A 26,580-nucleotide genomic window follows, 5' to 3' on the forward strand; every position below is an offset into this window, starting at 1 on the left:
GGTAGTCTTGATTATCTCCGGTTCGCCGCATTTCGATGACGCGGAAAAGACAGGTTTTAGGGTGCTATTCCTACGCCGTAGTCAGCACACTCTCACTAAGTGACAGCAATCATCGCCGACACGCGGATCAGGCGGGTCTCGGGCACCTCGGAATTGGCCACCACCTTGAGGCTCGGCACCGCCCGCCTCAGGAAGCGCGACAACAACCAGCGCAGAGGCGCCGGCACCAGCAGGACCGGCGGCAGACCAATGTCCTCCATGCGCTGGGCCGCCGCGGCCGTTTCGCGCAACAAGGTATCCGCCAGGCCAGGTTCGATCGCGCCGCCTTCCGGCCCTCCGCCGGCCATGGCCTGCATCAACACGCGCTCGAGGCCTGGATCGAGAGCCATGACCTGGACCTCTCCATTGCCGGGGAAAAGCCCCTGCACGATCGCACGCCCCAGGGACTGGCGGATTCGCGTAGTAAGCTCCAGCGGGTCCTGGACGCGTGGCGCACACTCCGCCAGCACCTCGATGATGCTGCGCATGTCGCGGATATTGACGCCTTCGTCGAGGAGGTTCTGTAGCACCCGCTGGACCGTCGCGAGCGGCAGCAGCTTGGGCACCAGATCCTCCACCAGCTTCGGCGTTTCCTTGGCGATGTGATCGAGCAGCGCCTGGGTTTCGAGGCGGCCGAGCAGCTCGGAAGCGTGGCTCAGGATCACATGGTTCAGGTGGGTCGCCACCACGGTACTGGCATCGACGACCGTATAGCCGAGGGCATGTGCCTGCTCCCGCTGGCTCGCATCGATCCATACGGCAGGCAGGCCGAAGGCCGGATCGGTGGTTTCCCTGCCGTTGAGGGGTCCCGCCACCCGCCCCGGGTTGATCGCCATGAACTGGCCGGGGAAAGCCGCACCAGTGCCTACCTCGACCCCCTTCAGCACGATCCGGTATTCATTGGGCTTGAGTTCCAGGTTGTCACGGATGTGCACCGGCGCGGCCAGGAAGCCGATGTCACGGGCAAACTTCTTGCGGAGCCCCCGAATGCGTTTCAGCAGCTCACCGTCCTGCCCCTTATCCACCATCGGGATCAACCGGTAGCCGACCTCGAGGCCCAGCACGTCGACCGGCGTCACATCCGCCCAACTGGCCTCCTGGCTCTCGATGGGTGCAACGGGAGCTTCTGCCGGCGGAGGCTCCTCGACGACCTCAGCCTGCCGCTTGCCGCCTCGCCAGGCCAGATAACCCAACCCACCGGCAAGCAGCAGGAAGACCAGATTGGGCATGCCCGGAATCATGCCCAGAATGCCGAGGATCGCTGCTGCCAGGATCAGCACTTGCGGATTGGTGAAAACCTGCCCGATCAGCTGGGAGCCCATATCCCCTTCGTCACCGACCCGGGACACCACCAAGCCCGCGGCAACCGAGATGATCAGCGCCGGCAACTGGGCCACGAGGCCGTCACCGATGGTCAACAGCGTGTAGTTGTTGGCCGCCTGGGCCAACTCCATGTTGTGCTGGAGCACACCGACGATCAGACCACCGATCACGTTGATGGCCATGATCAGGATGCCGGCTACGGCGTCGCCGCGCACGAATTTCGACGCACCGTCCATCGCCCCGTAGAAGTCGGCTTCCTGGGCCGTTTCGGCACGCCGGCGCTTGGCCTCCTTCTCGTCGATGAGACCTGCGTTGAGGTCGGCATCGATGGCCATCTGCTTGCCTGGCATCGCATCCAGCGTGAAGCGCGCGCCCACTTCTGCGATCCGCCCGGCACCCTTGGTGATCACCACGAAGTTGATCACGGTGAGGATGATGAACACCACCAGGCCGACGGCTGTATTGCCACCGACCAGGAAGTGTCCGAAGGCCTCGATCACCTTGCCGGCGGCATCGGCCCCCTTGTGCCCCTCCAGCAACACCACACGCGTGGAGGCCACGTTGAGGGACAGGCGCAGCAGGGTCGTCACCAGAAGCACGGTCGGAAAGACCGAGAACTCCAGTGGCCTGAGGGCATACATCGCCACCAGCATGACGATCACCGATACGGCGATGTTGAAGGTGAACATCAGATCCAGCACGAAAGCCGGCAAGGGCAGCACCATCATCGCCAGAATCAGGATGATGAGCAGCGGACCAGCCAGGGCGCGGATGTTGCTGGGCGCGAAAAGCGTTCGCAGGTTCAGACTACCATTCATGGTCGCCATGGTCCTCCTCCTCCAGCCCAATGAAAGGCGGGAAGAAACAGGGATTTACCGTTCAATTCGAAGCAAGCCGCCATCCCGGCTCACGGCTCGTCCGGCCGCCCCTCCGCCGGATCCATGCCCGCGGGCACCTCCAGACGGGTCGGCGCCTCCGGTGGAAGGCCGCCTTCGGCAATCCAGTGGTTGAGCTGATATACGTAGGCCATAACCTCCGCGACCACCGTATAGAGCGTCCCCGGGATCTGATGATCGAGCTCACAATGAGCGTACAGTGCGCGCGCCAACGGGGGCGCCTCCAGCACCGGCACCCCGCTCTCCCGTGCCAGCTCGCGGATGTTCTGGGCGATCAGGTTCATGCCCTTGGCCACCACGATTGGCGCCCCCGCCGCCTCGGGGTCATAACGCAGGGCCACAGCATAGTGGGTCGGGTTGGTCACCACCACGTTGGCCGTTGGCACATTGGACATCATGCGGCGGCGGGACATCTCCCGCTGGGCGGCGCGGATGCGCGCCTTGATCTGCGGATCGCCTTCCTGCTCTTTCATTTCCTGACGCAGCTCTTCCTTCGTCATGCGCAGCTTGCGGTGGTATTCCCACAGCTGGTAAGGAACGTCGAGCGCGGCGATCAGCGCCAGGCTGGCGACGATCAGCAAGGTCGAGTACAGGACCAGATTGGCGAAATCGTCCATACTGGATTCGAGCGGCTGCATCATCAAGCCGAACAGGTGGTCCCGCTCACGCCACACGACCCACACACCGACGCTGGCCACCAGCACCGCCTTGAGACTGGCCTTCACCAGCTCGGCCAGGCCGTGGGTCGAGAACATCCGACCCAGCCCGGGCAGCGGATTCAGACGGCTCAGATCCGGCGTAAAGACCTTGGTGGAGAATACCCAGCCGCCCATCACAAAGGGGGTGATCAGCGTCGCCACGACCAAGGCCACCAACAGCGGCGCAATGGTGAGCAGCCCGTCAATCGACAAAGCCGACAAGATCTGCCCCATGCCCCCAGGCTCGAAGGCTGACTTGCGCTCGAAAGACAAAGCCGACCTCACCAGACCCATCATGCGATGCCCGCCCCAGCGCCCAAGCACGTACAGCCCCACCACCCCGACGATGAGCAGGATGAAGGTAGCCAGCTCGCGTGAATGGGGCACCTGCCCTTCTTCGCGAGCCTGCTCTAGCCGTCGGCTTGAGGCTGATTCTGTTTTTTCGGCGTCGCTGTCTTCAGCCACGGACGATCCGGAAGTCGTTCAGGGGAGATCAGGATACGCGCAGACTGGACTGCACAACACAGCGAATGAACAGCGGAGATCTGCACAGCAACGCTTACCTGCGTATCAGGGCGGGGAAGTCCCTCGCAGCAAACCTCGCAGGCTGTCGGTTTCCCGCTGGAGTTCGACCAGCTTGAGGCTGAGCAGGATGAGGCGCTCTTCCATCATGTCGAGGATGTCGCGGCAGGCCTGTACTGGGCTGCCTGCCACCACGCGAGCCGTATCTATCCTGGACTGCAGCGCGGAGAGAGGACCCTCCTGGCCGGGATGCATTGCGATGCACTGGCGCAGCGCGAGTTCCCTGGCCTGGAAAAAGGCAACGGGATCATGCTCCGCGAGGTGTTTCCAGTAGTCGAAATCGAAGCCACCCACACGCCCTCCCCCTGCCGGACATGGCGCGCGACACCTGAAAGGCGAAGGGCGGCGGCAGTCGGGACCTATCCTAACCGACCGCCGCCCAACTTACGAGCGCCGTATGTCACAAGGCCGCTGGGCGGAGCTCTCCACGCCGGCCGCTCGCACCATTCAAGCTGCCAGCGCAGGCGCCTCCAGCCTGGCCAGCAATTCGCGGCGGGATACGCCACGGGTATCGCCGAGCGCGCCCAACAATTCCTTCATGTCGAGGATCAACACGATCTGGCCATTGGACAGCGTCGTGACGCCAGCCACGCCCTTGGGACGGAAATCGTCGAGGGACTTGATCACCGCATCCTCGCGACCAGCAAAACTGTCAATCGCCAGGATGAAGCTCTGCTCGGCGCTCTGCATCAGCACACCGTATTCGGGCGTCTGCACAGGCTCCCAGCCCAGCAGTGTGGTCAGCGGCATGATCGGCAACACTTCGCCACGCACCACCATCGTCGCCCGCCCGCCGACCTCCTGAACCTCCGCTGGCTCGATCGGCAGGATCTCGCGGACCATCGACAGCGGCACTGCGAAGGGCTGCTCGCCGAGTCGCACCAGCAGCACCGGCAGGATCGCCAGCGTCAGCGGCAGGCTGATGACAAAGGTCGTGCCCTTGCCAAGGCTGGAACGGATATCGATGGAGCCGTTGAGCTTCTGGATGTTGGTCCGTACCACGTCCATCCCGACGCCACGACCGGATACGTCGGAAATCTGGCTGGCCATCGAGAAGCCGGGCAGGAACACCAGGTTGAAGCTCTGGCGCTCATCCATCGTGTTCGCTTCCTCATCGGTGATGAGGCCCTTCTCGACCGCCTTTGCACGAAGACGCTCAGCGTTCATGCCACGGCCGTCATCTGCCACCAGGATCACGATATGATCGCCTTCCTGGCGGGCCTCAAGGCGCACGATGGATTTCTCGGGCTTACCGTTGGCGAGGCGCTCCTGGGTATCCTCGACACCGTGATCCACCGCATTGCGGATCAGGTGGATGATCGGATCGGACAAGTCCTCGATCATCGTCTTGTCGATCTCGGTCTCCTCACCGGCCAGCACCAACTCCACATCCTTACCCAGATTGCGGGCCAGGTCACGGGCGATCCGCGGGTACTTCTGGAACAGGCGGCCGATCGGCTGCATGCGGGTCTTCATCACCGCGTTCTGCAGGTCGGACACCAGCAGGTCGAGCTGGCTGACAGCCAGATCGAGCGCATGCAGGGTTTCGGTATCGTTGCGGCCGTTCAGGATGTCGCTGCGGAGCGCATTCAGGCGGTTCTTGGTCAGGCCGATTTCACCGGACAGGTTCAACACCTGGTCGAGACGCGAGGTATCGACGCGAATCGAGTTGTCGCGAGTCTTTTCGCTATCACGCCGGCCAATGGGCCCCGAGGCGCCCGGCTTATCGGTCGCACGCCGCCCCACCGCGGCCTTGATGACCTGATCGGGCGACTTATGGGCCAGAGCGTCGTCGGATTGGTGCATGACGACCGGTGCCGCCGGCGCCTCAATTGTCACGGGAAGCGGAGCCGCCACGGACGCCGCTGCGGGTTTGGTCCCCGTTACGGTTTCGAACAGAGCATTCCAGTCGAGCCCATCGCCGGACGGTATCGCCGCAGCAGGCACCGCAGCCGCAACGGCTGCCTTCGGAGGAGGCACGGCCTGCTTCACGACCGGGGCAGGAGGAGCCACCGGCTCATGGGACAGATCGCCGGCAATTGCCAGGCGCAGGCTATCGATCAGGTGGCCTGCCGCCGCAGCAGGCTGCACGCCTTGCTCCAGATAGCCAAACATGTCGCGGACCGCCCCCGTGGACGACAGGATCACGTCCATCACTTCCGGCGTCACCGTCAATTCCCCATTGCGCAACTTGTCGAACAGGTTTTCGGTGAGATGACACAGGGTGACCAGCTCGGTGGCGTTCAAGAAGCCCGCACCACCCTTGATGGTATGGAATCCGCGGAAAATATCGTTGAGCAAGCCCTTGTCGTTGGGCGCTCGCTCCAGGTCCACCAGCTTGTTGTCCACGCCTGACAGGAGATCTCCGGCCTCAACCAGAAAATCCTGAAGCAGGTCTTCCATCCCGCCAAAATCGCTCATTTGCTCTGCTCCTTGCGGACTTGCCCGCTAGCTCCCGGTCAGAAACCCAGGCTCTCCAACAGGTCATCAACCTGCTCCTGATTCGATACCACGTCATCACGGCCCACGGCGTTGATCACTGGTCCATTCAGGAGACTGTCTTCCACCTTGCGCTCTGCCGGAATCGTCTCGATCAGCACCTGCAGGAGCTGCTTCTCGAGGTTCTGGGCCAGATCGACAACTTTCTTGATGACCTGTCCAGTCAGATCCTGGAAATCCTGGGCCATCATGATTTCCATCAGCTGGGCATTGGTATCCCGGCTGCTGTTCACGACAGTTCCGAGAAAATCACGGGTCTCACCAGCCAGTTGGCGGAACTCGTCCGGACTCAGCTGATTGGAATAAAGACGGTCCCAGCGAGCCCGCAGCATGGTGGCCCCCGCCTCGACCCTATCCTGGATCGGCTTGGCGATGTCCGTGGCATTCAGCACTTTGCTGGCTGCCTGTTCCGTCATCTCGGCAATATAAGTAAGGCGCTGGCGGGCATCGGGAATCGCGTGAGCCGCTTCCTGCAGGCTGCGGTCGTAACCGAGTTCACGCAGGGTGTCATGCAGTTGTCGGGTCATCACGCCAATCCGGTTGAAAACCCCGTCACAGCTGTGCGGACGCGCCTCCGGTTCAACGGCTGCGTCGCCCATGGTGTACTCGCTTGCCACGGAGTCGAACAAAGCCTGCAGTTCGTCATCATCCCCCCCGGTACTGCTGGCCGGAGACACCACTTCGAGTCGAGGCGGAGGAGCAGCCGGCGCTGGCGCGGCGCCTTCGGTAATGCTGTCGAAAAGGGCTTGCAGGTCGTCGTTATCGCCGGATTCATCGAATTTGAGCCGTTTTGCCATGATGGATTTCCGTCTGATCAGCTACCTTCAGGCAGCTTTCTTGCCCATTTTTTCGAAAATCTTCTCGAGCTTTTCGGAAAGGGTTGCCGCCGTGAAAGGCTTGACGATGTAGCCGCTGGCACCGGCCTGGGCCGCCGCGATGATGTTTTCCTTTTTTGCCTCGGCGGTAATCATCAGCACCGGCAGGTGCTTCAGGGCCGGGGTCGCACGGATGTTCTGCAGCAGAGTCAGGCCATCCATGTTTGGCATGTTCCAGTCCGTCACAACGAAGTCGAACGGCAGGGAGTTGAGCTTCTGCAACGCAATTTGCCCGTCCTCCGCCTCGTCCACGTTGGTGAAGCCGAGTTCCTTCAGGAGGTTGCGGACAATCCGACGCATGGTCGAAAAGTCGTCGACAACGAGAAATTTCATCTTGGGGTCCGACATGTTATTGATCTCCGTTCAATCCCGGTAGGCCCGCATCAGCAAGGGGCGCAGGGTGTCAGCCAGGACTTCGGCGTCGAATTTGGCCACGTAGGAATCGACACCGACACTTTTACCCATCGCGCGGTTGGCCTCCGACGACAGGGACGAGTGCATGACAACCGGAATGCCCTCGAAGCGGGCGTCCGACTTGATGTTGCGGGTCAGCACGTAGCCGTCCATCTCGGGCATTTCCGCGTCGACCAAAATGAGGTTGAGCTCATCGGACAGGCTGGCACCGCGCTGCTGGGCATGGGTCGCCATCCCCTCGAGGCGCGTCCAGGCCTCCAGGCCATTGAGCGCGTGCTTGTGACGCACGCCGAGCTTGTCCAGGGTTTCCACGATCTTCTTGCGGGCAACCGCCGAATCATCGACGAAGAACACCGTGGCATCCTGCCCGCCTTCAAGGGGGTGGATCTGGCCGACGATGGCCTCGCCGAAGGTGCTGGCGAGGATGGTTTCCACGTCGAGGATGGACACCAGCTTGCCGTCCTGCAGTTCGGTGATGGCGGTGATGAAGTGATGGCCGGACGACGTGACGTTGTCGGGCGCGCGCACCTTGTCCCATTCGACGCGGATGATGCGATCCACCTCGTGCACCAGAAAACCCAGCGTGCGCTTGCTGTACTCGGTAACCATCATCGAGCCGCCCAGCGGGTCGCCGGGAGCTGAGATTCCCATGATCTTGGCCAGGGCCAGCACCGGGATGACGTTGCCGCGCAGGGAAATCAGCCCTTCCACACCGACCGGCATGTTGGGCGCCTTGGTGATGAAGGGGGTGCGGGACACTTCCCGGACCTTGAAGACGTTGATCCCGAAGATCTCCTGGGTGCCCAGGGAGAACAGCAGGATTTCCATGCGGTTGGAGCCCGCCAGCTTCGTGCGGGCATCAACGGCCTCAAGCAGCCCACGATCGACATGATCCATGCTCATCATGCTCCTCTAATTCCTTCAGTCCGCCTTGGCTGCGGCGCGCTGGGTGATCAGGCGGCGCAGCACTTCGGCCAGCCGCTGCGGCTCGAACTTGGCCACGTATTCGTCGACGCCCACCGAACGGCCGAGTTGCTGGTTGGACATGCCCGACAGCGACGAATGCATGATCACCGGGATCCCCTCGAAACGCGGGTCGGTCTTGATCCGCTTAGTCAGGATGTAGCCGTCCATCTCGGGCATTTCTACATCGGTGAGGATCAGGGCCAGCAGATCCTTGACCTTGCGCCCGCTGGAAGCCGCGAAGCTGGCCAGCTTTTCGAGTTCTTCCCATGCCTGGCGGCCATTGACGGCCCCCACGTAGCGAATCCCCAAGGCGTCGAGCGTGCGCTCTATCTGCTTGCGGGCCACGGAAGAGTCGTCGGCAAAATAGACCGTTTGCGGCTCGTCGGCCATGATCGGCTCGATCCCCTTGAAGAGGAACTCGTCGTCGTAGCGGGTGGTTTCAGAGAGGACTTTTTCCACGTCCAGCAGCATCACCAGCTTGGGGCCTGGCAGTTCCGTCACCGCGGTGACCAAACCGCCCAGGTTGGCCGTCAACATCTCCGGCGGCACCCTCATCTGCGACCAGTCGAGGCGCAGGATGGTATCCACCGCCTCGACCAGGAAACCCTGAGTGTGTCCGTTGTACTCGGTGACAATCATGATGTCACGCGGGCCATCGCTACCCATGCCGGCATACTTGGCCAGGTTGACCACCGGCACCAGCACGCCGCGCAGGCTCACCATCCCCTCCACCGACGACGGCATCTCCGGCGCTGCAGTTATCGGCGGCGTCCGCATGACCTCGCGGACCTTGAAGACATTGATGCCGAAGGTCTCACGCCGGCCGGTACGGGGATCGACCCCGAGGGTAAACAGCAGGATCTCGAGCTTGTTTGTACCCGCCAGCCGGGTACGCGCATCAATGTTCTTGAGAAGTTCGGACATGCTCACTCTCCGTCGCAGACCACCTGCCATCCAGATGGGGCAGGCCTCGACTTGGAAGCAATATCGGCGGGGTGCAAACAATCTTGAGGACCGTCAAACACCATTTCACGCCTCTGCATAATGACAAAACGGCCCGCACAGGCGGGCCGGACTTTCTCGGGAACGCTGCGGATCAGGCCCGATAGCCGATCCGGAAGCCTCCCCAGTGACGTCCATTAACGTAAACCGGTGCAGAAATGTCATGCATGATCTCTCCGGTATCACGTCGATACGTCTGAATCAGGAACGGCATTTCATGCTTTCCGCACTGTTTTCCAACCGGATCATCGAAGATCCGCTTGCCCCGATTACCAACGAAATCTTTCTCGTAATCCCCCGTCAGCGCCTGACTGAAGCGCTTGTTGTGGGTTGGCACGTAGCCGTTACGGTCGGTACCGATGGCGTAGACCATTTCAGCGTTGCCATCCAGCAGACGCTCCTGCACGGCAGGGAAGAGCCGGTCGGTCAATGCATCAAAGCGCGTACTGTACTTCTGCGGACGGGTATTGGGAATCGGTTTGTAGCTGTCGTCGAAAACGTCGGCCTCACTGACCTGGCCAGCGGCGATGGCCTGTTCAAGGAGTTGACCGATCTGCCGGGCCGCCTCCCGTGCCACGCTGGGCATTTTCTTGTGAACGCCCATCGCCTGCTCACCCTGAGGGCCGAGCTTGAATACGCGGCTGATCTCCTTGAGGTTGACCGCCAGCCCACTCAGGCTGGAAGCCTCGTCGAGGGTTTCCTGAGCACCCACGGAATTGCGGCCGACCATTTCCATGATCTCCCGCACATGGCCGACGATCTGATCGGCCTCGCGGCTATGCGCGTTGATCGCTTCGGCGATGGCGTCGACCTTCTCCATCGTCTGCTGGGCCCCCTCATTGATCTGCTGGAGGGAGTCTGCCGCCTTCTGGGCCAGTGCCGCCCCTGCGTGGGCCTGGGCGCTGCCTGCGTCGATGGAGGCGATGGCCGTCTTCGTTTCGGACTGTATCGCGGAGATCATCGTACTGATCTCGGTCGTCGCCGACGAGGTCCGCTCCGCCAGCTTGCGGACTTCGTCCGCCACCACGGCAAAACCACGTCCCTGCTCACCCGCACGAGCTGCCTCGATGGCAGCATTGAGGGCCAGCAGATTGGTCTGATCGGCAATTTCGCGGATGACCTTGACGATGCCGCTGATAGCCTCGGAACGTTCCCCGAGCGCAGAAATGACCTGGGCGGAATCCTCGACCGAACGGGCAATTTGCTCGATCTCCCGCGACGCACTGGTCACGATCTCCGCCCCCTTGATAGACAACTCACGTGCCACCTGGGCGTTGGTAGCCGTCTGGCTGGCATGGTCAGCAACGGCATTGACGCCTGCCGTCATCTGCTCGATAGCCACCACCATGCTTTCCGCGGCGCTTTTTTGGCTACCAGAGCCCTCAGCCACGTTACCCGCATGACCGGACAGTAGATCCGCAGCCTCCGATACCCTTTGAGCATCGAAAATCACCTTGCCGACGATTCCCTGAAAGCTACCGATCAACTCATTGAAAACGGCCTCAACCTCACCGACCTTACCACTCGAAACAGGCGCACGACGGGAAAGATCCCCATCTTTGTGCATCGCCTTGATGGTGTCGTGCAACTCTGCCAAGGGCTGCACGAACATCGAACGGATAACAGTCAGTACAACAACACCAACCACAAAGCCAAAGACTAGGCCCGCAGCGACAAGACTCGCGCCCAGAGGAGTTCCAAAAGCCAATCCGATGCCGACGCTGCCTCCCGCAACGATCAGACCGGCGATGATTGAAAAAAGCTGAATTTGCATGATGTCCGGCCAACCCCGTGTATTGAAATGGGTATGGGCAGGCGCAAGCGCCTCCCCCGGGAACCGGCACGCCCCCCGCGCGCCGGAGCCTCCGCCCCGCTCCCTGTCATCGACAGGTCACATGAACGTCGCCCATTTATCGGCGGGCCGAAACAGAACTTTAAAATCACCCGAGCGTCGAATCGCAAATCAGTCACACCCAGGCGCGAACACCGACGACAGCATTCCACCGCCAGGGTACCGAGCGCGGAACACGCCCCCTCAATCGATGGGAAACAGCTTACCGAAATTGGCGATTTCGAGAACCTGATGAACGCTCCCCTTTGCGTTGGCCAACCGGACCGTCTTGCCGGCCCCCTTTGCCTTATCCCGCAGCATCAACAGCATTCCGAGTGCAGAACTGTCGAGATAGGCGACGTTGGCCAAATCCACAGCCACTTCCGAGGTATCCGGGCTGCTCAATGCCCGATCGACGGCATCGCGAAACTCCCGATGGGAATTGAAATCGAATCGCCCCGAAAGCTGGATCCGGGCCTGGTTCTGCTGGGTGCTGACTGTAGTATCCATGTAATGCCTCTGCTATTGCTCACCGTGGCGACATGCCTGCAGCGGTCGCCAGCGCACTTTTAAACTTTTCCCCGCCGCTCGCCGCCCCTCAGGCGAGCCAGCACACGCTGACCAACGTCCTTCAGGGGAACGACTTCATCGAGCGCGCCAACGCTGGCTGCCTCTCGCGGCATACCGTAAACGACGCAGGAATCCTGGTCTTGTCCGATCGTCCACGCACCGGCCTTATGCATGGCCAACATGCCCTGCGCCCCGTCCTTGCCCATCCCGGTCAGAATCACACCGATGCCATGGGCCCCGACTTGACTGGCCGCCGAATGGAACAGGACGTCCACGGCTGGCCGATGCCGGTTCACCGGTTCCGATTGAGCCAGTTCGCACACGTACCCCCCCGCAGAGCGACGCACCAACAAGTGGGAATGCCCGGGAGCCAGATAAGCGGTTCCCGGCATCACCCGCTCGCCGTGCTCCGCCTCCTTGACTCTCAGCCGGCACAAGCCGTCAAGACGTTTGGCAAAAGATGCGGTAAACATCTCGGGCATATGCTGCACGAGCAGGATACCCGGCATTTGAGCCGGTAAGGAACATAGCACCTCCTTGATCGCTTCGGTGCCGCCCGTCAACGCGCCGATGAGGACCAGACGTTCCTGGAGAACCCTTTCGGGCAGCCCGCCTGCGCTGCTCGAAACAGGCGCGGAACTCTCTTTCAGCAAGGAAGTGACTCCCATCGATGCCGGTGTAGCCGATACCCTAGACTGCAGTCTGGCACCATGAGCAGCCCGGATCTTGTCACAAATCTCTATGCGATAAGCCTCGATACCGCTCGGCATATCAAACTTCGGCTTAGGCAGAAAATCGACGGCACCGAGCTCCAGCGCCTGCAGGGTCGCTTCGGACCCATGCTTTGTCAGGCTCGAAATCATCACCACCGGCATCGGACGCAATCGCATCAGGCGCGCCAGGAAGTCGAGACCATCCATGCGGGGCATTTCGATATCGAGTGTCAGGACGTCTGGATTGAGGGTCTTGATCATCTCGCGGGCGGCGATGGGATCGGGGGCCATGCCCACGACCTCCAGGTCGGGGGCAGAATTGATCACCTCCGACAACAGACTGCGCATCAACGCCGAGTCGTCGACGACGAGAACCTTGATTGTCATGCTTCACTTCCAGATCAGGACGGAACCCCAACGTCCCGTCAGCCAAAGAGTTCAACGTCACCTTGTACATTGTCACGCCGCAAGCGGGCTTCATATTCGCGCTCACGCTCAATGAGCGTGTCATTCTTCACTCGCACCAGTTTCTTCATCATGACGCGCCCACTGGCAGGGAAGAAATAGACCTTACGCGGATAAATGTCGAGTAGATCCTGCGCCACGATCGGTATGCGTTCAGTCTTGAGGTAGTTCAGCACGAACTCCGCATTCTTTTCCCCTACCTGAGCCTGCGTCAGACTCGCCAGCACCTTGCCACCACCGAATACCTTGGCTTCCAAGCTACTGCGCCGAGCCCCCAGCTTGAGCAAGTGGTTGAGCAGCACTTCCATTGCGTAGGCACCATAGCGCGCCGATGAGGACAGCACGCCGCCATCACCGCCGTTCTCGGGCAGCATGAAATGGTTCATGCCCCCCAAACCTTTATCCCTATCCCTCACACAAGCGGTGACACAGGAGCCGAGCACGGTAACCAGCACAATATCGGACGTAGTCACGAAGTACTCGCCCGGTAAAACCTTCACCGCATCGCAGTCGAAGGTCCGGTCAAAATAACGATTGTGCGCTAAGTGTTCCACATACCCCGGATCAGCGTGCACGAGCGTCGGCCCTTTCATAAACAGTCCGGCCAAGAGAGCGGAACAGATCCGCCGAATGCAGGAAGCTCTCCGAATGTCCGGCAAACAGCAGGCCTTCCGGCTTCAACAGCGGCACGAATCGCTGGAGGATGCCATGCTGGGTCGGCTTGTCGAAATAGATCATCACGTTGCGGCAAAACAACGCATCGAAAGGGCCCTGTACCGACCAGCTCTTGTCCAGTAGGTTGATGCGCCGAAACTCGATCAGGCGTTGCAATTCCGGCCGCACGCGGGCATTGCCGTCCTGCGTTCCCGTCCCTTTAAGGAAGAAGCGCTGCATGCGTTCCCGAGACAAACGCTCGACGCGATCAAGCCCATAGACGCCCTTGGCCGCAGTCGCCAGGACATTGGTATCAATGTCAGTGGCAACGATATGCACCGGCGGGCTCAGGCTGTTGAAAGCCTCGCAAGCAGTAATGGCCAAACTGTAAGGCTCTTCACCCGTCAACGCGGCACTGCACCAGATACGGAATGGCGCATGTACCTTGTGCTTCTTGAGCCGTTCGGCCAGGATCTCGAAGTGATGGGCCTCCCGGAAAAAAGAAGTCAGATTGGTGGTCAGGCTATTGACGAAGGTTTCCCATTCCTGAGGCTCGCGCTGAGCCCGATCGAGATACTCGCTGAATGTGCGGTCGCCCCTCGCCCTCAGACGACGGGCCAGACGGCTGTACACCATGTCCTGCTTGATCGGCGACAGAGAAATGCCTGCATGGCGATAGATCAGATCACGGACACGTTCAAAATCGGCCGCCGAGAACTGGAACTCGCGCTCCGGATTAGCCGCGGCGGGCATGCTCGCGGCACCTGCAGGGGCGGGCCGTACTGCAGCGGGACGTGATACCGTCCCGCCCGATGGCGGCAAAGAGTTACGGGAGGAAAACGGTTTTTCCGACATACGGCAGCTCTCTAGAATTCTTCCCACTCATCATCGACATCACTGCCGACAGTTCCACCCGTACGACGGATCTTGGGCAAGGGCGGCGCAGCACGCACCACAGCAGGCCGTGCAGGGCGCTCGGGCAGCCTTGATACATTACTGGCCGGACCAGGCTCCACCACCAGCGGAACCGCCTGGGTGACCTGCGCACCAGATTGCAGACGGAACATGGCCACCGCGCGGACGAGGCTGCGAGCCTGGTCTTCCAGGCTCTCGGCTGCCGCCGCCGCCTCTTCCACCAACGCCGCGTTCTGCTGTGTCACCTCGTCCATCTGCCCCACCGCCTGCGTCACCTGTTCGATCCCGCCGCTCTGCTCCTGGCTCGCCTCCGCAATGTCCGTCACCAGCGCCGACAGCTTCTGGAAGTTCGACACCACGTCTTCCATCGTGTGGCCTGCGTCATTGACCAGCCGCGCTCCGTCTTCCACCTTGTCCACACTGTCCGCGATCAGCGCCTTGATCTCCCGCGCCGCCTGCGCACTGCGCTGCGCCAGGCTACGCACTTCGCTCGCCACCACCGCGAAGCCCCGCCCCTGCTCGCCCGCACGCGCCGCTTCCACTGCCGCATTGAGTGCCAGAATGTTCGTCTGGAACGCGATCGAGTCGATCACCCCGATGATGTCGGCAATCTTCTTCGAGCTCTCCTGGATCGAGCCCATCGTGTCCACCACTCGCGACACCATCTCCCCGCCCTGCACCGCCACCTCGTTGCTCGAACTGGCCAGTTCCCGCGCCTGACGCGCGTTGTCCGCGTTCTGACGCACCGTCGCGTTCAGCTGCTCCATCGAACTCGCCGTCTCCTCCAGGCTGCTCGCCTGCTCTTCCGTGCGCGCCGACAGATCCGAGTTCCCCGCCGAAATCTCCTGCGCCGCCACGTTGATCGACTCCGCCGCCTCCTTGATCTGCCCCACCACTTCCCGCAGACGCTCCACCGTCGTGTTCGTGTCGTCCTTCAACTGACCGAACGTCCCGCTGTATTCCGCCGTGATCTTCTCCGTCAGGTCACCCCGCGCAATCGCGTTCAGAACGCGCGCAAGATCGTTCAAACTCCCAGCAACACCCTCCATGAGGCGATTGATCCCATCCGTCAGATCGACAAAGAAGCCGGTCTTGCCCTCGCGCTGCAAACGGGCCGAGAAGTCACCATCCGCCGCAGCCGACACGATGGCCTGGATTTCACGTTCAGCAGCCAGCTCATCGGTACAGTCACGCCATTCGCCAACCGACCCGAGGCGCTCTCCGCCCACATTGAAGATCGGGCTGGTTACCACCTCGAAACTACGCCCGCCAATCTCCATCATGCTGCGCGTGGTCTGCTGTAGCGCGGCCAAGCGCTGGCGTGCTGAGGACGGATCAGCATACAGGCGGGTGATATCGCTACCCACGAAGCTGTCGGCGCGGAAACCCGGCACGCTCTTGCAGATTTCCCCTTCGATTCCACGGATGGTCTTCACCAGAGCTGGATTGGCATAGATAACCCGGCCATCGGGCTCGGCGATCCGCACGTTTGTCTCGACGCTGTCCAATGCCTGGCGGATGCGTGCGTTCTCATCACTAATCCGCTGTTGCTCGGCAATATCGCTACCCAGTTTGACCTGCATCGCCTCAAGCGCTTGCATGACGCGCCCCACCTCATCATTGCGGCTGACATCAATCTCATTGTCGTAACGGCCGTTGGCCACACTCTGGGCAGTCCGTACCATTGCCGCCAACGGACCCGCGATCAGGCCACGCAGCAGCCCAAAGATGAGCCCTGCCAGCAATACCGTTGCCAACAGGCTGATGCCCAGCAGCATAACGCCGATGTTGCGGGAAACGCTCTCAAACTCATCCATGTAGGTACCGCCGGCGATCAGCCAGTTCCATTCAGGAAAGCTGTCGAAAGCCACAACTTTGTCTCGGACCGAGGTCTCGTTAAGTTCTGCATTCAGCCACGGATAGCGGATCACCCCCTGCTTTCGCTCAAGCATCTCGCGGATGAACGGGTGCCCACTCGCATCCTTCGATTCGAGAACACTCTGCCCTTCCTTGGCCGGATGAACGACCAAGGTTCCCTGGGCCTTGCCCGCCGTGGTGTCCAGCACATAGGCATAGCCCGACTCACCGAAGCGGACAGTCTTGATCTGCTGGCGTAAGGCCGCCATCTCCTCGGCAAACCTGCGTCCGACAAAGGTGGCACCAATCACCTTTCCACTGGCGTCCTTGATCGGAGCATAGCCAGTGTAAGCATCGACACCGAACAACACTGCCTTACCCACGTAGTGCTCACCGGCCAGCAAACGGGCATAGGCAGGGCTGTCATGAGCCAGCGTAGTTCCAACGGCGCGCTCGCCGTTTTCCTTTTTCACCGAGGTGGCGACTCGGTAGAACTCGTCCCCTTTCCGGGCAAAAAGAGTGGCCACTGCGCCACTGGCGGCAGTGAAGCGATCCACCTCCTGAGTACGCAGGTTCATCACCGTACTACCGTTGAGCAGCACCGGCATTCCCTCGCCCGCAGCATTGACGGTGAAGCCGTCCCCCAGACTGGACGCGAAGAGGTTGCCGAGCCTGTCGGTTTCAACTCGCAGACTCTGCGCCTTGGATTCGACCAGTGCCCGCACTGCCGCCACCTTGTCGGAAACCACGGCCAGCCCTTGCGCTTCGAGCGCCTCGCTGGCGCGTCCGCGCATATAAAGCGAACCGGAGCCAAGAATCACCACCAGCGCCAGCGTCGCAGCCAGTGCAGAACGCGCGGCCAGCGATTTACGGCCCAACCAGCGTCCGAGCCTGAGCCCAACGCCACCCGACACGACCTTGCCGTCCATGATCTGCTTGCTGCCGGCCTTGCCCTCGCGGAACTGGGCATAGGTCGCCTCCGCAGCGCGAATCTTGTCTACGCTGGCCTTGCGTCGCACCGACATGTAACCAAGAACACGGCCGTTGTCGAAAATAGGCGAAGCATGGGCTTCCACCCAATAGAAATCCCCGTTTTTGCAACGGTTCTTGACCATCCCGACCCATGGACGTCCAGCCTTCAGGGCCTGCCACATGTCGGCAAAGGCCTCCACCGGCATATCAGGATGGCGCACGATGTTGTGGGGCTGACCGAGCAGTTCTTCCTCGGCAAATCCGCTGATCGCGATGAAATCCGAATTGATATAGGTGATCTGCCCTTTGAGATCGGTCTTGGACACGATCAGCGTCGTCTCCTTCAATTCAACCTCGTGCTGGGTCACCGGCATATTTATTTTCATCTCGAATCCTTCCCTCGCCAACAGCACACGACAGCCAATGGCCAATCAGATGTTCAAAACTCTTCCCACTCGGCTTCCGCCAGATTCACAGCCCCTGCTTTCAGTTTGGGCAAGGGCGCCGCGACCTTGCTTCCCCCACCCCCTTTTTCGCCCCTGACGCGGGCCGGCAAAGGCGTCACGGTGGCCTTCTGAGCGGCCGGTATCGAGGCAGGCACCGGAAGACCCGCACAGCTCTGCTTCATATGGCGTATTTCTTGAATCGTTTCATCCGAAAGCACCGAGAACTCATTGAGCAACAAACGCCGCGCTCCCTCGTCATCCCCACCCTGCTTGGCACGGATGACAGCACCAGCGCAGGCATGAAAATCCGCGTGCTTTCCACGCAAAGCTGCGTAATGGGAATTGCCGGCATAACGCTTGCCCTCCCCATGTATCCAGCACCCAAGCAGACATTTGTCATCACGGGAAACAACCGCTGGGTCCAGTGCCTCCCCTTCGCCGGACAGGTAGTTACGCAACTTGTGCTTCCAGCCCATATGCGCCTGGATCACGCCATCGAAATCCAGATTCGCAGGAGCAGGCTCCCCGGCCTGTGCGACCAGACGGAAGGTGCTCACCGCGCGGACGAGGCTGCGAGCCTGGTCTTCCAGGCTCTCGGCTGCCGCCGCCGCCTCTTCCACCAACGCCGCGTTCTGCTGTGTCACCTCGTCCATCTGCCCCACCGCCTGCGTCACCTGTTCGATCCCGCCGCTCTGCTCCTGGCTCGCCTCCGCAATGTCCGTCACCAGCGCCGACAGCTTCTGGAAGTTCGACACCACGTCTTCCATCGTGTGGCCTGCGTCATTGACCAGCCGCGCTCCGTCTTCCACCTTGTCCACACTGTCCGCGATCAGCGCCTTGATCTCCCGCGCCGCCTGCGCACTGCGCTGCGCCAGGCTACGCACTTCGCTCGCCACCACCGCGAAGCCCCGCCCCTGCTCGCCCGCACGCGCCGCTTCCACTGCCGCATTGAGTGCCAGAATGTTCGTCTGGAACGCGATCGAGTCGATCACCCCGATGATGTCGGCAATCTTCTTCGAGCTCTCCTGGATCGAGCCCATCGTGTCCACCACTCGCGACACCATCTCCCCGCCCTGCACCGCCACCTCGTTGCTCGAACTGGCCAGTTCCCGCGCCTGACGCGCGTTGTCCGCGTTCTGACGCACCGTCGCGTTCAGCTGCTCCATCGAACTCGCCGTCTCCTCCAGGCTGCTCGCCTGCTCTTCCGTGCGCGCCGACAGATCCGAGTTCCCCGCCGAAATCTCCTGCGCCGCCACGTTGATCGACTCCGCCGCCTCCTTGATCTGCCCCACCACTTCCCGCAGACGCTCCACCGTCGTGTTCGTGTCGTCCTTCAACTGACCGAACGTCCCGCTGTATTCCGCCGTGATCTTCTCCGTCAGGTCACCCCGCGCAATCGCGTTCAGAACGCGCGCAAGATCCTCAAGGCTGGTGGAGACGATACCCATCAGGTTGTTCATGCCTTCGGCAACCGTCGCAAAGAAGCCGACTTTGCCTTCGAGGGGCAGGCGGCGGGCAAAGTCACCGGCTACTGCAGCCTGGAGCAACCCCGCCAGCTCTTGCTCAACACGCACCTCGTTGGTCCGATCCTGCCACTCCACCACGGAGCCAAGCCGCACACCCTGTTTATTGACGACCGGATTCGCTACCAATGCAAAAGTACGACCGCCGATGCGTACAGTTGCTTTGTGTTCCCCCTGTAACCGACCAAGCAGATTGCGTTGATGATTCGGGGTCTGGTGAAACTCGTCGAAATTGCGGCCAATCAGCCCTACGACACGGAAGTTCGGCAGATCGCGGCGGATATCGGCCTCTGCATCCTGCAACATGGCCAGCACAGCGTCGTTGCAATAGACAATCTGCCCATCATTGTCGGCAAGCATGATGCTGGTCGTTGCCTTGTCGAGTGCATTACGCACCCGCAGATTGACCGCAGCCACCTCGTGCTCGGCCTGAATGCGTGCCTTGAGGCTTGCCTGCATGCCATTGAGCGCACTGGCAATCTCACCAAAAGCATCATGGGAGGAAACCTGTACCGGCTCGTCGAATTGACCGTCGGCCATACGCTTTACCCCGGCCTGGATCTCGCCGATGCCATCCAGCATGGTGCGACGGAATCCGAGGAACAGATAACCCACCACCAGCAGACTGAAACAGATCACCCCGATCGCAGTCCACCTCGCCATGAACAGGTGCTCAAGACGAACCTTGAGATAGCGATCGAACTCATTGGCTGCCACGTCGAAAATCACATAGCTTGCATCGACAGCCTTGGAGCCAATATCGAAAACCTGCATGGGGCTAACCGTAACATCCGTCCCTTGCAGCACCTGTTCGCTGACCAGGCCCCCAAAGGCCTTGAGTGCCACATCGAAGTCCTTGCTCGGAACATCCAGGCGAGCACGCAACGCCGGATCGCTGTTGCCGACCTTGGAAATGGCCGCTTCGACAACCTCACGCCGATCCCCCAGGCGCCGCATGAACACGTTCATGTCGATCCGCTCGACCTCTGTACTGTGCTGACGGATGGCAAGTGCCGTACCCAACGCGCGCGCGCGTCCGGCATCCTCTGCCAACGCCGGCAGGCTAACGGTAAACATGTCCATCAAATAGTAGGTCTCGAGTTCCGGATCAAGCGTAGCGTTGCTCTTGTCCGCCACCAGATTGATGAAACTCCTGATCCGGGCAATGTACTCGGTATGCAGCTTGAAGCTCTCAACCCCCGACACATTGACCGCCTTGGCCTGCACCTCGCTCCACCCTTGGCGCAGCGCTGCCCACTCCGCAGCAACGCCGAGGCTTTCACCATGGCGGGCTGTCGCCGCATCGCCCTCAGCAATGGCCTTGTCAGCGTCCGCCTTCAGCTCGGCCAGCTTTCCGACCAATGCCGTATTTCCACCGATCAGACCTTGAGCCACTCCCCGATGAGCCTGAAGTGCCTGCATCAGGTGGCGCGCAGGCATCACCAGCGGTACCGCCTGGGTCTCCCTTTCGGAAAAGGCAATATCTCCTGCGACCCGCGCCAGCAACATGTACGCCAATACAACCACTGACACCATCGCGATCAGACCGAGCAAAAGCATCTTGCCCGGCACGGACAGGCGATTCATCACGCCAACAGCAGGAGAAATGAGACTACTCATGATGAAGACCTTCTTAGGAGGGGGACACGCGACGGTCAGGCCTGATCTCAAGTCAAGCTGCAGCGTCGTCCACCAGAGCCATTTCACTGGAAAGCATCAACCGTTCGATGTCAACCACGATCAACATGCGCTCACCGAGCGCACCAAGACCCATGATGTATGCCGTATCCACCGACGATGCGAAATCAGGCGCTGGACGGATCTGCTCGGGCTTGAGTGCAATGACGTCGGAGACTGCATCGACCACCATCCCCACCACCCGGCCAGCGATATTGAGGATAATGACGACGGTGAAAGGCGTGTATTCCGCGACACCGACGGAAAACTTGATACGCAGATCGACGATGGGCACGATCGTCCCACGCAAGTTGATGACCCCCTTGATGAAGCTGGGGGCATTCGCAATCGTCGTTACTGCGTCATAGCCACGGATCTCCTGAACCTTCAGGATATCGATGGCATACTCCTCGGCACCGAGGGTAAAGGTCAGCAACTCCTGTACGACGCCGGGGTCCTCAGGCTCTTGCTTGGCAGTGGTCTGGGCGGCCTGCAGCATGGCAATACTCCTCCAAGGGAACACTTGCCTTTACGGCACGAGACACCTTTTCTGAAGCCGGCGAAGGTGTCGGTGGCACCAAAAGTTACGCTCGCGGGCCCCCGCTCCCAACCCGAAACGGACCGGTCCACTCAGGCTGCTGCCGGCATGACCCTCCGCGCCATGCCGACCAGCATCGGCACGTCGAGGATCAACGCAACGCGCCCGTCCCCCATGATCGTAGCGCCCGCAATGCCCTGGACCCGACGGTAATTAGCCTCCAGACTCTTGATCACAACCTGATGCTGACCAATAAGCTGGTCAATGAACAGGGCGGCGCTCTGACCGTCGGCCTCGAGCACGACCATGATTCCTTTCGACCAGTCGGTGATCGCACCGGGGATGCGAAACACCTCGTGCAAACAAACCACCGGCAGGTATTCACCGCGCACCTGGATCAGGCGCTCGACGCCGGACACGCTCTTCATCATGCCCCGCTCGGGCTGCATGGACTCCATCACATAACTGAGCGGGATGATGTAGGTTTCCGGCCCGACACCGACACTCATGCCATCGAGGATGGCCAGCGTCAGCGGCAGACGCACGGTGATGCGGGTTCCGATACCGGCCATCGAATCGAGCTCGATGCGCCCCCCCATCGCCGAGATGTTCTTCTTCACGACATCCATGCCGACGCCACGCCCCGACACTTCAGTCACCTGATCGGCAGTGGAGAACCCCGGCTCCATGATAAGTTGCCAGACGTCCTGATCGCTCATGGAATCGCTGACGGACATCCCCCTCTCCCTGGCCTTGGCCAGGATCCGGGCACGATTGAGGCCCGCACCATCGTCGCCGACTTCGATGACGATATTGCCGCTTTGATGATACGCACTGAGGGTGATTGTCCCCGTCTCCGATTTACCTGCCGCACGCCGCTTCTCGGGCGTTTCGAGACCATGGTCGAGACTGTTGCGAACGAGGTGAGTCAGCGGATCGGTGATTCGCTCGACCAGGCTCTTGTCCATCTCGGTACTCTCTCCGATGGTCTTCAGCTCCACCTGCTTGCCCAGCTTATGGGACAGATCGCGCACGACCCGTGGAAAACGGCTGAACACTACCGAGATCGGCATCATCCGGATCGACATCACGGACTCCTGCAGGTCGCGGGTATTGCGCTCCAATTGCGCCAGACCGTTGATCAGACGCTCACAGATGACCGGATCCACATTGACGGCAGCCTGGGTGAGCATGGCCTGAGTAATCACGAGCTCACCGACCAGATTGATCATCTGGTCCACTTTTTCAACACTGACCCGAATAGAACCGCTATCGCCCACCCCCGCCGTACGCGCCGAGGACTTGCGGGCTGCAGGTGCAGCCGCGGCTGCCGTCGGCGCCTCCTCGGTCACCCGCACTTCGACCGGAGCGGGCAACGCAACCTCAACGACCGCCGGCAGGGGCTCGAACAGCCCGTAAGCCGTTTCCTGCGTCAACTGGGCCGGTGCCTCGACCTCCGGCGCCGGTAACTCGGTGAAGAACCCGTAGGGCTCTGCCACCTGCTGCCTCGCCAGCAGATCGGCCACTTCCTGCTCGTCAAAGAATCCGTAGGCCTCCTCGGTCGTCACCTTGTCGGCCACGGAGGACGAAAGCGGCTCGAAGAAACCGTATGCATCGTCGCTGCTGCGCCACTCACCGGCCCCGGCCCTCCCCCCTGGCAAGTCGTCGAAGAAGCCGTAGGCCTCCTCTTCCCCTCCCTCGGCGGTAACGAGAGGCTCGATGCGCAAGGATGCAGCGTCGGCCACGAAGTCGAGGACCCCCATCAGGACATCAGCATTCGCATCGGTCACGATGCGCAGGTGGCAATGGCGATCGCCCGACGTCGGCGCCTCCAGCACATCCACCGTTCCGATCCGTCCGAGTTCGGCAAGCAGATCCGCTAACACATCCCGCTCGCCCCCCACATCACCAGTCAATGCAAACAGCAGATCAAACCCTGCGGGCGACAGCGGCGCCTCAGGCTGCGGATTGGGCAACGGCACAACAACCGACGCATGAGGCTCCGTCTTCCGTGGCCCGTCGAGCGCCCGACACAGACCTTCGAGTCGATGGCAAATGGCTTCAGCTGCCGCCCGATCTGCCTCGTCCTCCCCACGGTGGGCCGCCAGCAGGTTCTTCAGCACATCACCGGCAACCAACGAGGCATCGACCATCTCATCCGTCAAGGGCGCTTCGCCCTTGCGCACGCGATCGAGCATGGTCTCGAGGATGTGGGTGACCTCCATCATGTCCTGGAAGCCGAACGTCCCACTTGATCCCTTGATGGAATGCGCAGCCCGGAAAAGGGCATTCACATCTTCCGGATCGGGTGCCCCTGGATCGATGGCGAGCAACAGTGCTTCCATGCTCGCCAGATGTTCGGCGGCTTCCTCGAAGAAGACCTGATAGAACTGGCTCATATCTATGGCCATAACTGCCTCCCGTGATGCCCGCCCTGCACCTGCGTAATTAGCCGATTACCTTCTTGACCACTTCGATGAGCTTCTGCGGATCAAAAGGCTTCACCAACCAACCGGTAGCCCCCGCCGCGCGTCCTTGAGATTTCATGGTGTCAGAGGATTCGGTGGTCAACATCAGGATGGGCACCGAACGATACTGAGGCATGGCCCGCAGCGATTTGATCAGCGACAGACCATCCATGCGCGGCATATTCTGGTCAGTCAAGACCAAGCTGCAGGCCTTGGCCTTGGCTTTGTCGAGACCATCCATGCCATCTACAGCCTCGACAACCTCGTAGCCAGCGCTTTTCAGGGTGAATGAAACCATCTGCCGAATGGAAGCAGAATCATCAACAGTCAGTACGATCTTGGCCATCGTCTCTTTCCTAGGGTTCTTGAAAACTAAAACAAATCGATCTCGCCATGCGAGACTTCCTGAGCGCGCCCGGCGGCGCACTCTTCGACAACGACAAGCTCCGCAAGCCGCTTCTGGACCGAATCGGCCGCATTCTGCAAGGAACGAACATCACCCGCACCAGCTGACCGAATTTCTCCAATCAGGGCGTCCAGTGCCTGCTCGACAAGACAGAGCCCTTCGATCCGCCTCTGCATACGGCCAATCAGTTGCGACACGAGATCCTGAAACTGCAGCGCGATCACCGCTCGGCTCACTTCCGCATCCATTGCATGGGTATGCTCCCCCAACTCGTGGATGGCCTCGGTGCGCGCCTTGTTGATCTCCTTCATCGACATCAACACCCGCTCAACCTGTTGCTTCGACTCCAATGCGAAGTTCATGTCCGTGGACGCAAGCTTGGCGATCGCGTCCTCCGTGCCCTTGACCCCTTCCCGCATTGACTTCATCACCACAGCAATCTGCTGGCTGAACTGGGTCGTACGCGTCGACAAATCCCTCACTTCGTCGGCCACCACGGCAAATCCGCGGCCAGCCTCCCCGGCACGTGCGGCCTCGATTGCAGCGTTGAGCGCCAGCAGATTGGTCTGTTTGGCAATCGCGCCGATCTCGCCGAGAATCGTCTCGACATCACTTGCACGCTTGGAAATGCGATCAGTGAGCTCCACGAGTTCCATGCCCAGCTTGCTGTTCATGATCACGCTATCCACCACCCGTTGCATAACGCCGGAGGTATGGGCGACAAAGTCGTCGACACGGCCTGCGCCGCCGTCCATGGAGTCACCCTCCTGAGCAAGCCCGAGAGCGATGGTCTGTTGTTCGTTGGTGGAGGACAAAATGCCCTGAAAGCTTTGCGTCAACGTCACGATGGCGCCAGACAGTCTTTCCTCAACGCTTCGGATCTCACGCAGCACGGCTTCATGCTGACGCCGGAAACCCTGAATGCTGTCACGCAGGGTATTTTCCACCGCCGCCAGACCCGCCACATTGGACGGTACCAGCTCACGTGGCGCAGGCCGTAACGAGTCCGGCCCCGACATCATCAGCACACAGCACCAACCAATGGCGAGCAATGCATAGGCCAGTATCTGCCAAGCACTCGCTTCGAACAGGAGAACGGCTGCGCCGGTGACCAATACAGACCACACCACACCCGCCAATACCGCACTTGATCGTGACATTTTCCAGCACCCGGCCAATCGGATCACCAGCCTCCACTTATCGCCATTCACCACATCGCCTCTCTGCGCAGAGCTTCACTGTGCCGGGCGCGCCCCTTTTATCATGCTGCGGCGAATATCCTTCGCGTCCACGTCGTCTCCGCTACCGACCTCCAGCGTCCGATTAGTATTCGCCTTCAGTGCTGCCTCGGCGCTCCGATTAAGAACGATGATGCTGATCCTTCGATTGATTGCTGCATTCGGATTTGCCGCATCGAGCGGCACGGTATCGGCAAGCCCGACAACCCGTACCATCTTCCCTTCGGCGAGCCCCCCTAGCACCAGTTCCCGCCTGGATGCATTGGCCCGGTTTGCGGAAAGCTCCCAGTTCGAGAATCCCCGCTCCCCCCCGCATAACGCGTCGAATCCGTATGCCCGGAAAGACTGACACTGTTCTCCACGCCATTGAGCGTCGCGCCGATGGCACGCAACAACTCTTGAGTGTAAGGCTTTAGCGTGGCACTCGCCGAATCGAACATGGGTCGATTCTGCTCATCCACAATCTGGATACGCAGGCCTTCCGACGTAATATCCAGCAAGAGCTGGTTCTTGAAAGCTCTTAGACTAGGACTGGCTTCAATGATGGCCTCAATCTGACCTTTCAAGTCCTCCAGCCGGGCCCGCTCCTTGCGTTCTTCGCTCTTGCTCTGGATATTCTTGCCGTCATCCCCCTCTGGCTTGGTCGCGCCCTTTGCGGCCTCGATATTGATGGATCGCTTGCCATCGACATCACCTCGCTTGACCTGCCCGACCGAGCGCGTCAAATCCTGCCCCCCCCCAGCAATCGGGCTGAGCGCATCACCCGCCCCGGAACCGCCATTCATGGCCACCTTGAGCGGAGAACTGAAGAAATCAGCAATCCCTTTCAAATCCCCCTGTGCAGTCGAGCCCAGAAGCCACATCAACAGAAAAAACGCCATCATGGCCGTCACGAAGTCGGCATAAGCAATCTTCCAGGCGCCGCCGTGGGCTCCACCACCGCCCTTCTTGATCTTCTTGACGACAATTGGTTGCTGGGTATCGTCGCTCATCCGGCGTCCCCTCCCGCTTCA

Annotated in this window: 19 protein-coding genes and 1 pseudogene; all 20 read right to left on the reverse strand. The window is 60.8% G+C overall.

Annotated features, from left to right (window positions below):
- Positions 1-95 precede the first annotated feature (95 nt).
- A complete protein-coding gene (flhA, locus tag AC1PQG_RS19625) occupies positions 96-2,180 on the reverse strand; it encodes a flagellar biosynthesis protein FlhA (protein ID WP_481123032.1) in 2,085 nt (694 codons plus the stop codon).
- 89 nt (positions 2,181-2,269) lie between these two features.
- The gene (gene flhB / locus AC1PQG_RS19630; RefSeq protein ID WP_481119482.1) at positions 2,270-3,421 is read right to left on the reverse strand and encodes a flagellar biosynthesis protein FlhB; all 1,152 of its coding nucleotides are present in this window, start codon (positions 3,419-3,421) and stop codon (positions 2,270-2,272) included.
- A gap of 105 nt (positions 3,422-3,526) precedes the next feature.
- Positions 3,527-3,832 carry a DUF3135 domain-containing protein gene (locus AC1PQG_RS19635; protein WP_481119483.1) on the reverse strand — a complete coding sequence of 102 codons (306 nt, stop codon included), beginning with the start codon at positions 3,830-3,832 and terminating at the stop codon, positions 3,527-3,529.
- A 153-nt stretch (positions 3,833-3,985) separates the two neighbouring features.
- Positions 3,986-5,959, reverse strand: a complete 1,974-nt coding sequence (locus AC1PQG_RS19640) for a chemotaxis protein CheA (RefSeq protein WP_481119484.1) — start codon at positions 5,957-5,959, stop codon at positions 3,986-3,988.
- A gap of 38 nt (positions 5,960-5,997) precedes the next feature.
- The gene (gene cheZ / locus AC1PQG_RS19645; RefSeq protein ID WP_481119485.1) at positions 5,998-6,834 is read right to left on the reverse strand and encodes a protein phosphatase CheZ; all 837 of its coding nucleotides are present in this window, start codon (positions 6,832-6,834) and stop codon (positions 5,998-6,000) included.
- A 27-nt stretch (positions 6,835-6,861) separates the two neighbouring features.
- A complete protein-coding gene (cheY, locus tag AC1PQG_RS19650; RefSeq protein WP_079432693.1) occupies positions 6,862-7,260 on the reverse strand; it encodes a chemotaxis response regulator CheY in 399 nt (132 codons plus the stop codon).
- Between the two features lie 15 nt (positions 7,261-7,275).
- Entirely contained in the window at positions 7,276-8,223 is a 948-nt protein-coding gene (locus AC1PQG_RS19655) for a chemotaxis protein (RefSeq protein ID WP_374486239.1), read from the reverse strand.
- A 24-nt stretch (positions 8,224-8,247) separates the two neighbouring features.
- Entirely contained in the window at positions 8,248-9,216 is a 969-nt protein-coding gene (locus tag AC1PQG_RS19660; RefSeq protein ID WP_481119486.1) for a chemotaxis protein, read from the reverse strand.
- 172 nt (positions 9,217-9,388) lie between these two features.
- On the reverse strand, positions 9,389-11,068 hold the full coding sequence (locus AC1PQG_RS19665; RefSeq protein WP_481119487.1) for a methyl-accepting chemotaxis protein: 1,680 nt from the start codon (positions 11,066-11,068) through the stop codon (positions 9,389-9,391).
- A gap of 261 nt (positions 11,069-11,329) precedes the next feature.
- A complete protein-coding gene (locus AC1PQG_RS19670; protein WP_374486242.1) occupies positions 11,330-11,635 on the reverse strand; it encodes an STAS domain-containing protein in 306 nt (101 codons plus the stop codon).
- Between the two features lie 59 nt (positions 11,636-11,694).
- A complete protein-coding gene (locus tag AC1PQG_RS19675; RefSeq protein WP_481119488.1) occupies positions 11,695-12,795 on the reverse strand; it encodes a protein-glutamate methylesterase/protein-glutamine glutaminase in 1,101 nt (366 codons plus the stop codon).
- Between the two features lie 38 nt (positions 12,796-12,833).
- Entirely contained in the window at positions 12,834-13,466 is a 633-nt protein-coding gene (gene cheD / locus AC1PQG_RS19680; protein WP_481119489.1) for a chemoreceptor glutamine deamidase CheD, read from the reverse strand.
- The gene (locus AC1PQG_RS19685; RefSeq protein WP_481119490.1) at positions 13,438-14,280 is read right to left on the reverse strand and encodes a CheR family methyltransferase; all 843 of its coding nucleotides are present in this window, start codon (positions 14,278-14,280) and stop codon (positions 13,438-13,440) included. Before AC1PQG_RS19685 ends, cheD begins: the two co-directional genes overlap by 29 nt.
- Positions 14,281-14,393: 113 nt before the next feature.
- Positions 14,394-17,657, reverse strand: coding sequence for a Cache 3/Cache 2 fusion domain-containing protein (locus AC1PQG_RS19690; protein ID WP_481119491.1), 3,264 nt, complete (start codon positions 17,655-17,657; stop codon positions 14,394-14,396).
- A 53-nt stretch (positions 17,658-17,710) separates the two neighbouring features.
- Complete coding sequence (locus AC1PQG_RS19695; RefSeq protein WP_481119492.1) at positions 17,711-20,860, reverse strand: methyl-accepting chemotaxis protein; 3,150 nt, start codon at positions 20,858-20,860, stop codon at positions 17,711-17,713.
- A gap of 52 nt (positions 20,861-20,912) precedes the next feature.
- Positions 20,913-21,416: a chemotaxis protein CheW gene (locus tag AC1PQG_RS19700; protein WP_481119493.1), complete on the reverse strand. Its 504-nt coding sequence runs from the start codon at positions 21,414-21,416 to the stop codon at positions 20,913-20,915.
- Positions 21,417-21,547: 131 nt separating this feature from the next.
- The gene (locus tag AC1PQG_RS19705) at positions 21,548-23,854 is read right to left on the reverse strand and encodes a chemotaxis protein CheW (RefSeq protein WP_481119494.1); all 2,307 of its coding nucleotides are present in this window, start codon (positions 23,852-23,854) and stop codon (positions 21,548-21,550) included.
- 49 nt (positions 23,855-23,903) lie between these two features.
- A complete protein-coding gene (locus tag AC1PQG_RS19710; RefSeq protein ID WP_374486250.1) occupies positions 23,904-24,269 on the reverse strand; it encodes a response regulator in 366 nt (121 codons plus the stop codon).
- Between the two features lie 26 nt (positions 24,270-24,295).
- Positions 24,296-25,540: a methyl-accepting chemotaxis protein gene (locus AC1PQG_RS19715; protein WP_481119495.1), complete on the reverse strand. Its 1,245-nt coding sequence runs from the start codon at positions 25,538-25,540 to the stop codon at positions 24,296-24,298.
- Positions 25,541-25,564: 24 nt separating this feature from the next.
- Positions 25,565-26,559, reverse strand: a pseudogene (gene motB, locus AC1PQG_RS19720) (flagellar motor protein MotB).
- Positions 26,560-26,580 lie beyond the last annotated feature (21 nt).

Source organism: Zoogloea sp. GDB6, from assembly GCF_056724105.1.

Bases quoted from the DNA above. Each gene is read 5' to 3' on its own strand.
- flhA (WP_481123032.1), bottom strand. From the start codon at position 2,180: ATGAATGGTAGTCTGAACCTGCGAACGCTTTTCGCGCCCAGCAACATC.
- AC1PQG_RS19640 (WP_481119484.1), bottom strand. From the start codon at position 5,959: ATGAGCGATTTTGGCGGGATGGAAGACCTGCTTCAGGATTTTCTGGTT.
- cheZ (WP_481119485.1), bottom strand. From the start codon at position 6,834: ATGGCAAAACGGCTCAAATTCGATGAATCCGGCGATAACGACGACCTG.
- cheY (WP_079432693.1), bottom strand. From the start codon at position 7,260: ATGTCGGACCCCAAGATGAAATTTCTCGTTGTCGACGACTTTTCGACC.
- AC1PQG_RS19655 (WP_374486239.1), bottom strand. From the start codon at position 8,223: ATGGATCATGTCGATCGTGGGCTGCTTGAGGCCGTTGATGCCCGCACG.
- AC1PQG_RS19660 (WP_481119486.1), bottom strand. From the start codon at position 9,216: ATGTCCGAACTTCTCAAGAACATTGATGCGCGTACCCGGCTGGCGGGT.
- AC1PQG_RS19665 (WP_481119487.1), bottom strand. From the start codon at position 11,068: ATGCAAATTCAGCTTTTTTCAATCATCGCCGGTCTGATCGTTGCGGGA.
- AC1PQG_RS19670 (WP_374486242.1), bottom strand. From the start codon at position 11,635: ATGGATACTACAGTCAGCACCCAGCAGAACCAGGCCCGGATCCAGCTT.
- AC1PQG_RS19675 (WP_481119488.1), bottom strand. From the start codon at position 12,795: ATGACAATCAAGGTTCTCGTCGTCGACGACTCGGCGTTGATGCGCAGT.
- cheD (WP_481119489.1), bottom strand. From the start codon at position 13,466: ATGAAAGGGCCGACGCTCGTGCACGCTGATCCGGGGTATGTGGAACAC.
- AC1PQG_RS19685 (WP_481119490.1), bottom strand. From the start codon at position 14,280: ATGCCCGCCGCGGCTAATCCGGAGCGCGAGTTCCAGTTCTCGGCGGCC.
- AC1PQG_RS19690 (WP_481119491.1), bottom strand. From the start codon at position 17,657: ATGAAAATAAATATGCCGGTGACCCAGCACGAGGTTGAATTGAAGGAG.
- AC1PQG_RS19695 (WP_481119492.1), bottom strand. From the start codon at position 20,860: ATGAGTAGTCTCATTTCTCCTGCTGTTGGCGTGATGAATCGCCTGTCC.
- AC1PQG_RS19700 (WP_481119493.1), bottom strand. From the start codon at position 21,416: ATGCTGCAGGCCGCCCAGACCACTGCCAAGCAAGAGCCTGAGGACCCC.
- AC1PQG_RS19705 (WP_481119494.1), bottom strand. From the start codon at position 23,854: ATGAGCCAGTTCTATCAGGTCTTCTTCGAGGAAGCCGCCGAACATCTG.
- AC1PQG_RS19710 (WP_374486250.1), bottom strand. From the start codon at position 24,269: ATGGCCAAGATCGTACTGACTGTTGATGATTCTGCTTCCATTCGGCAG.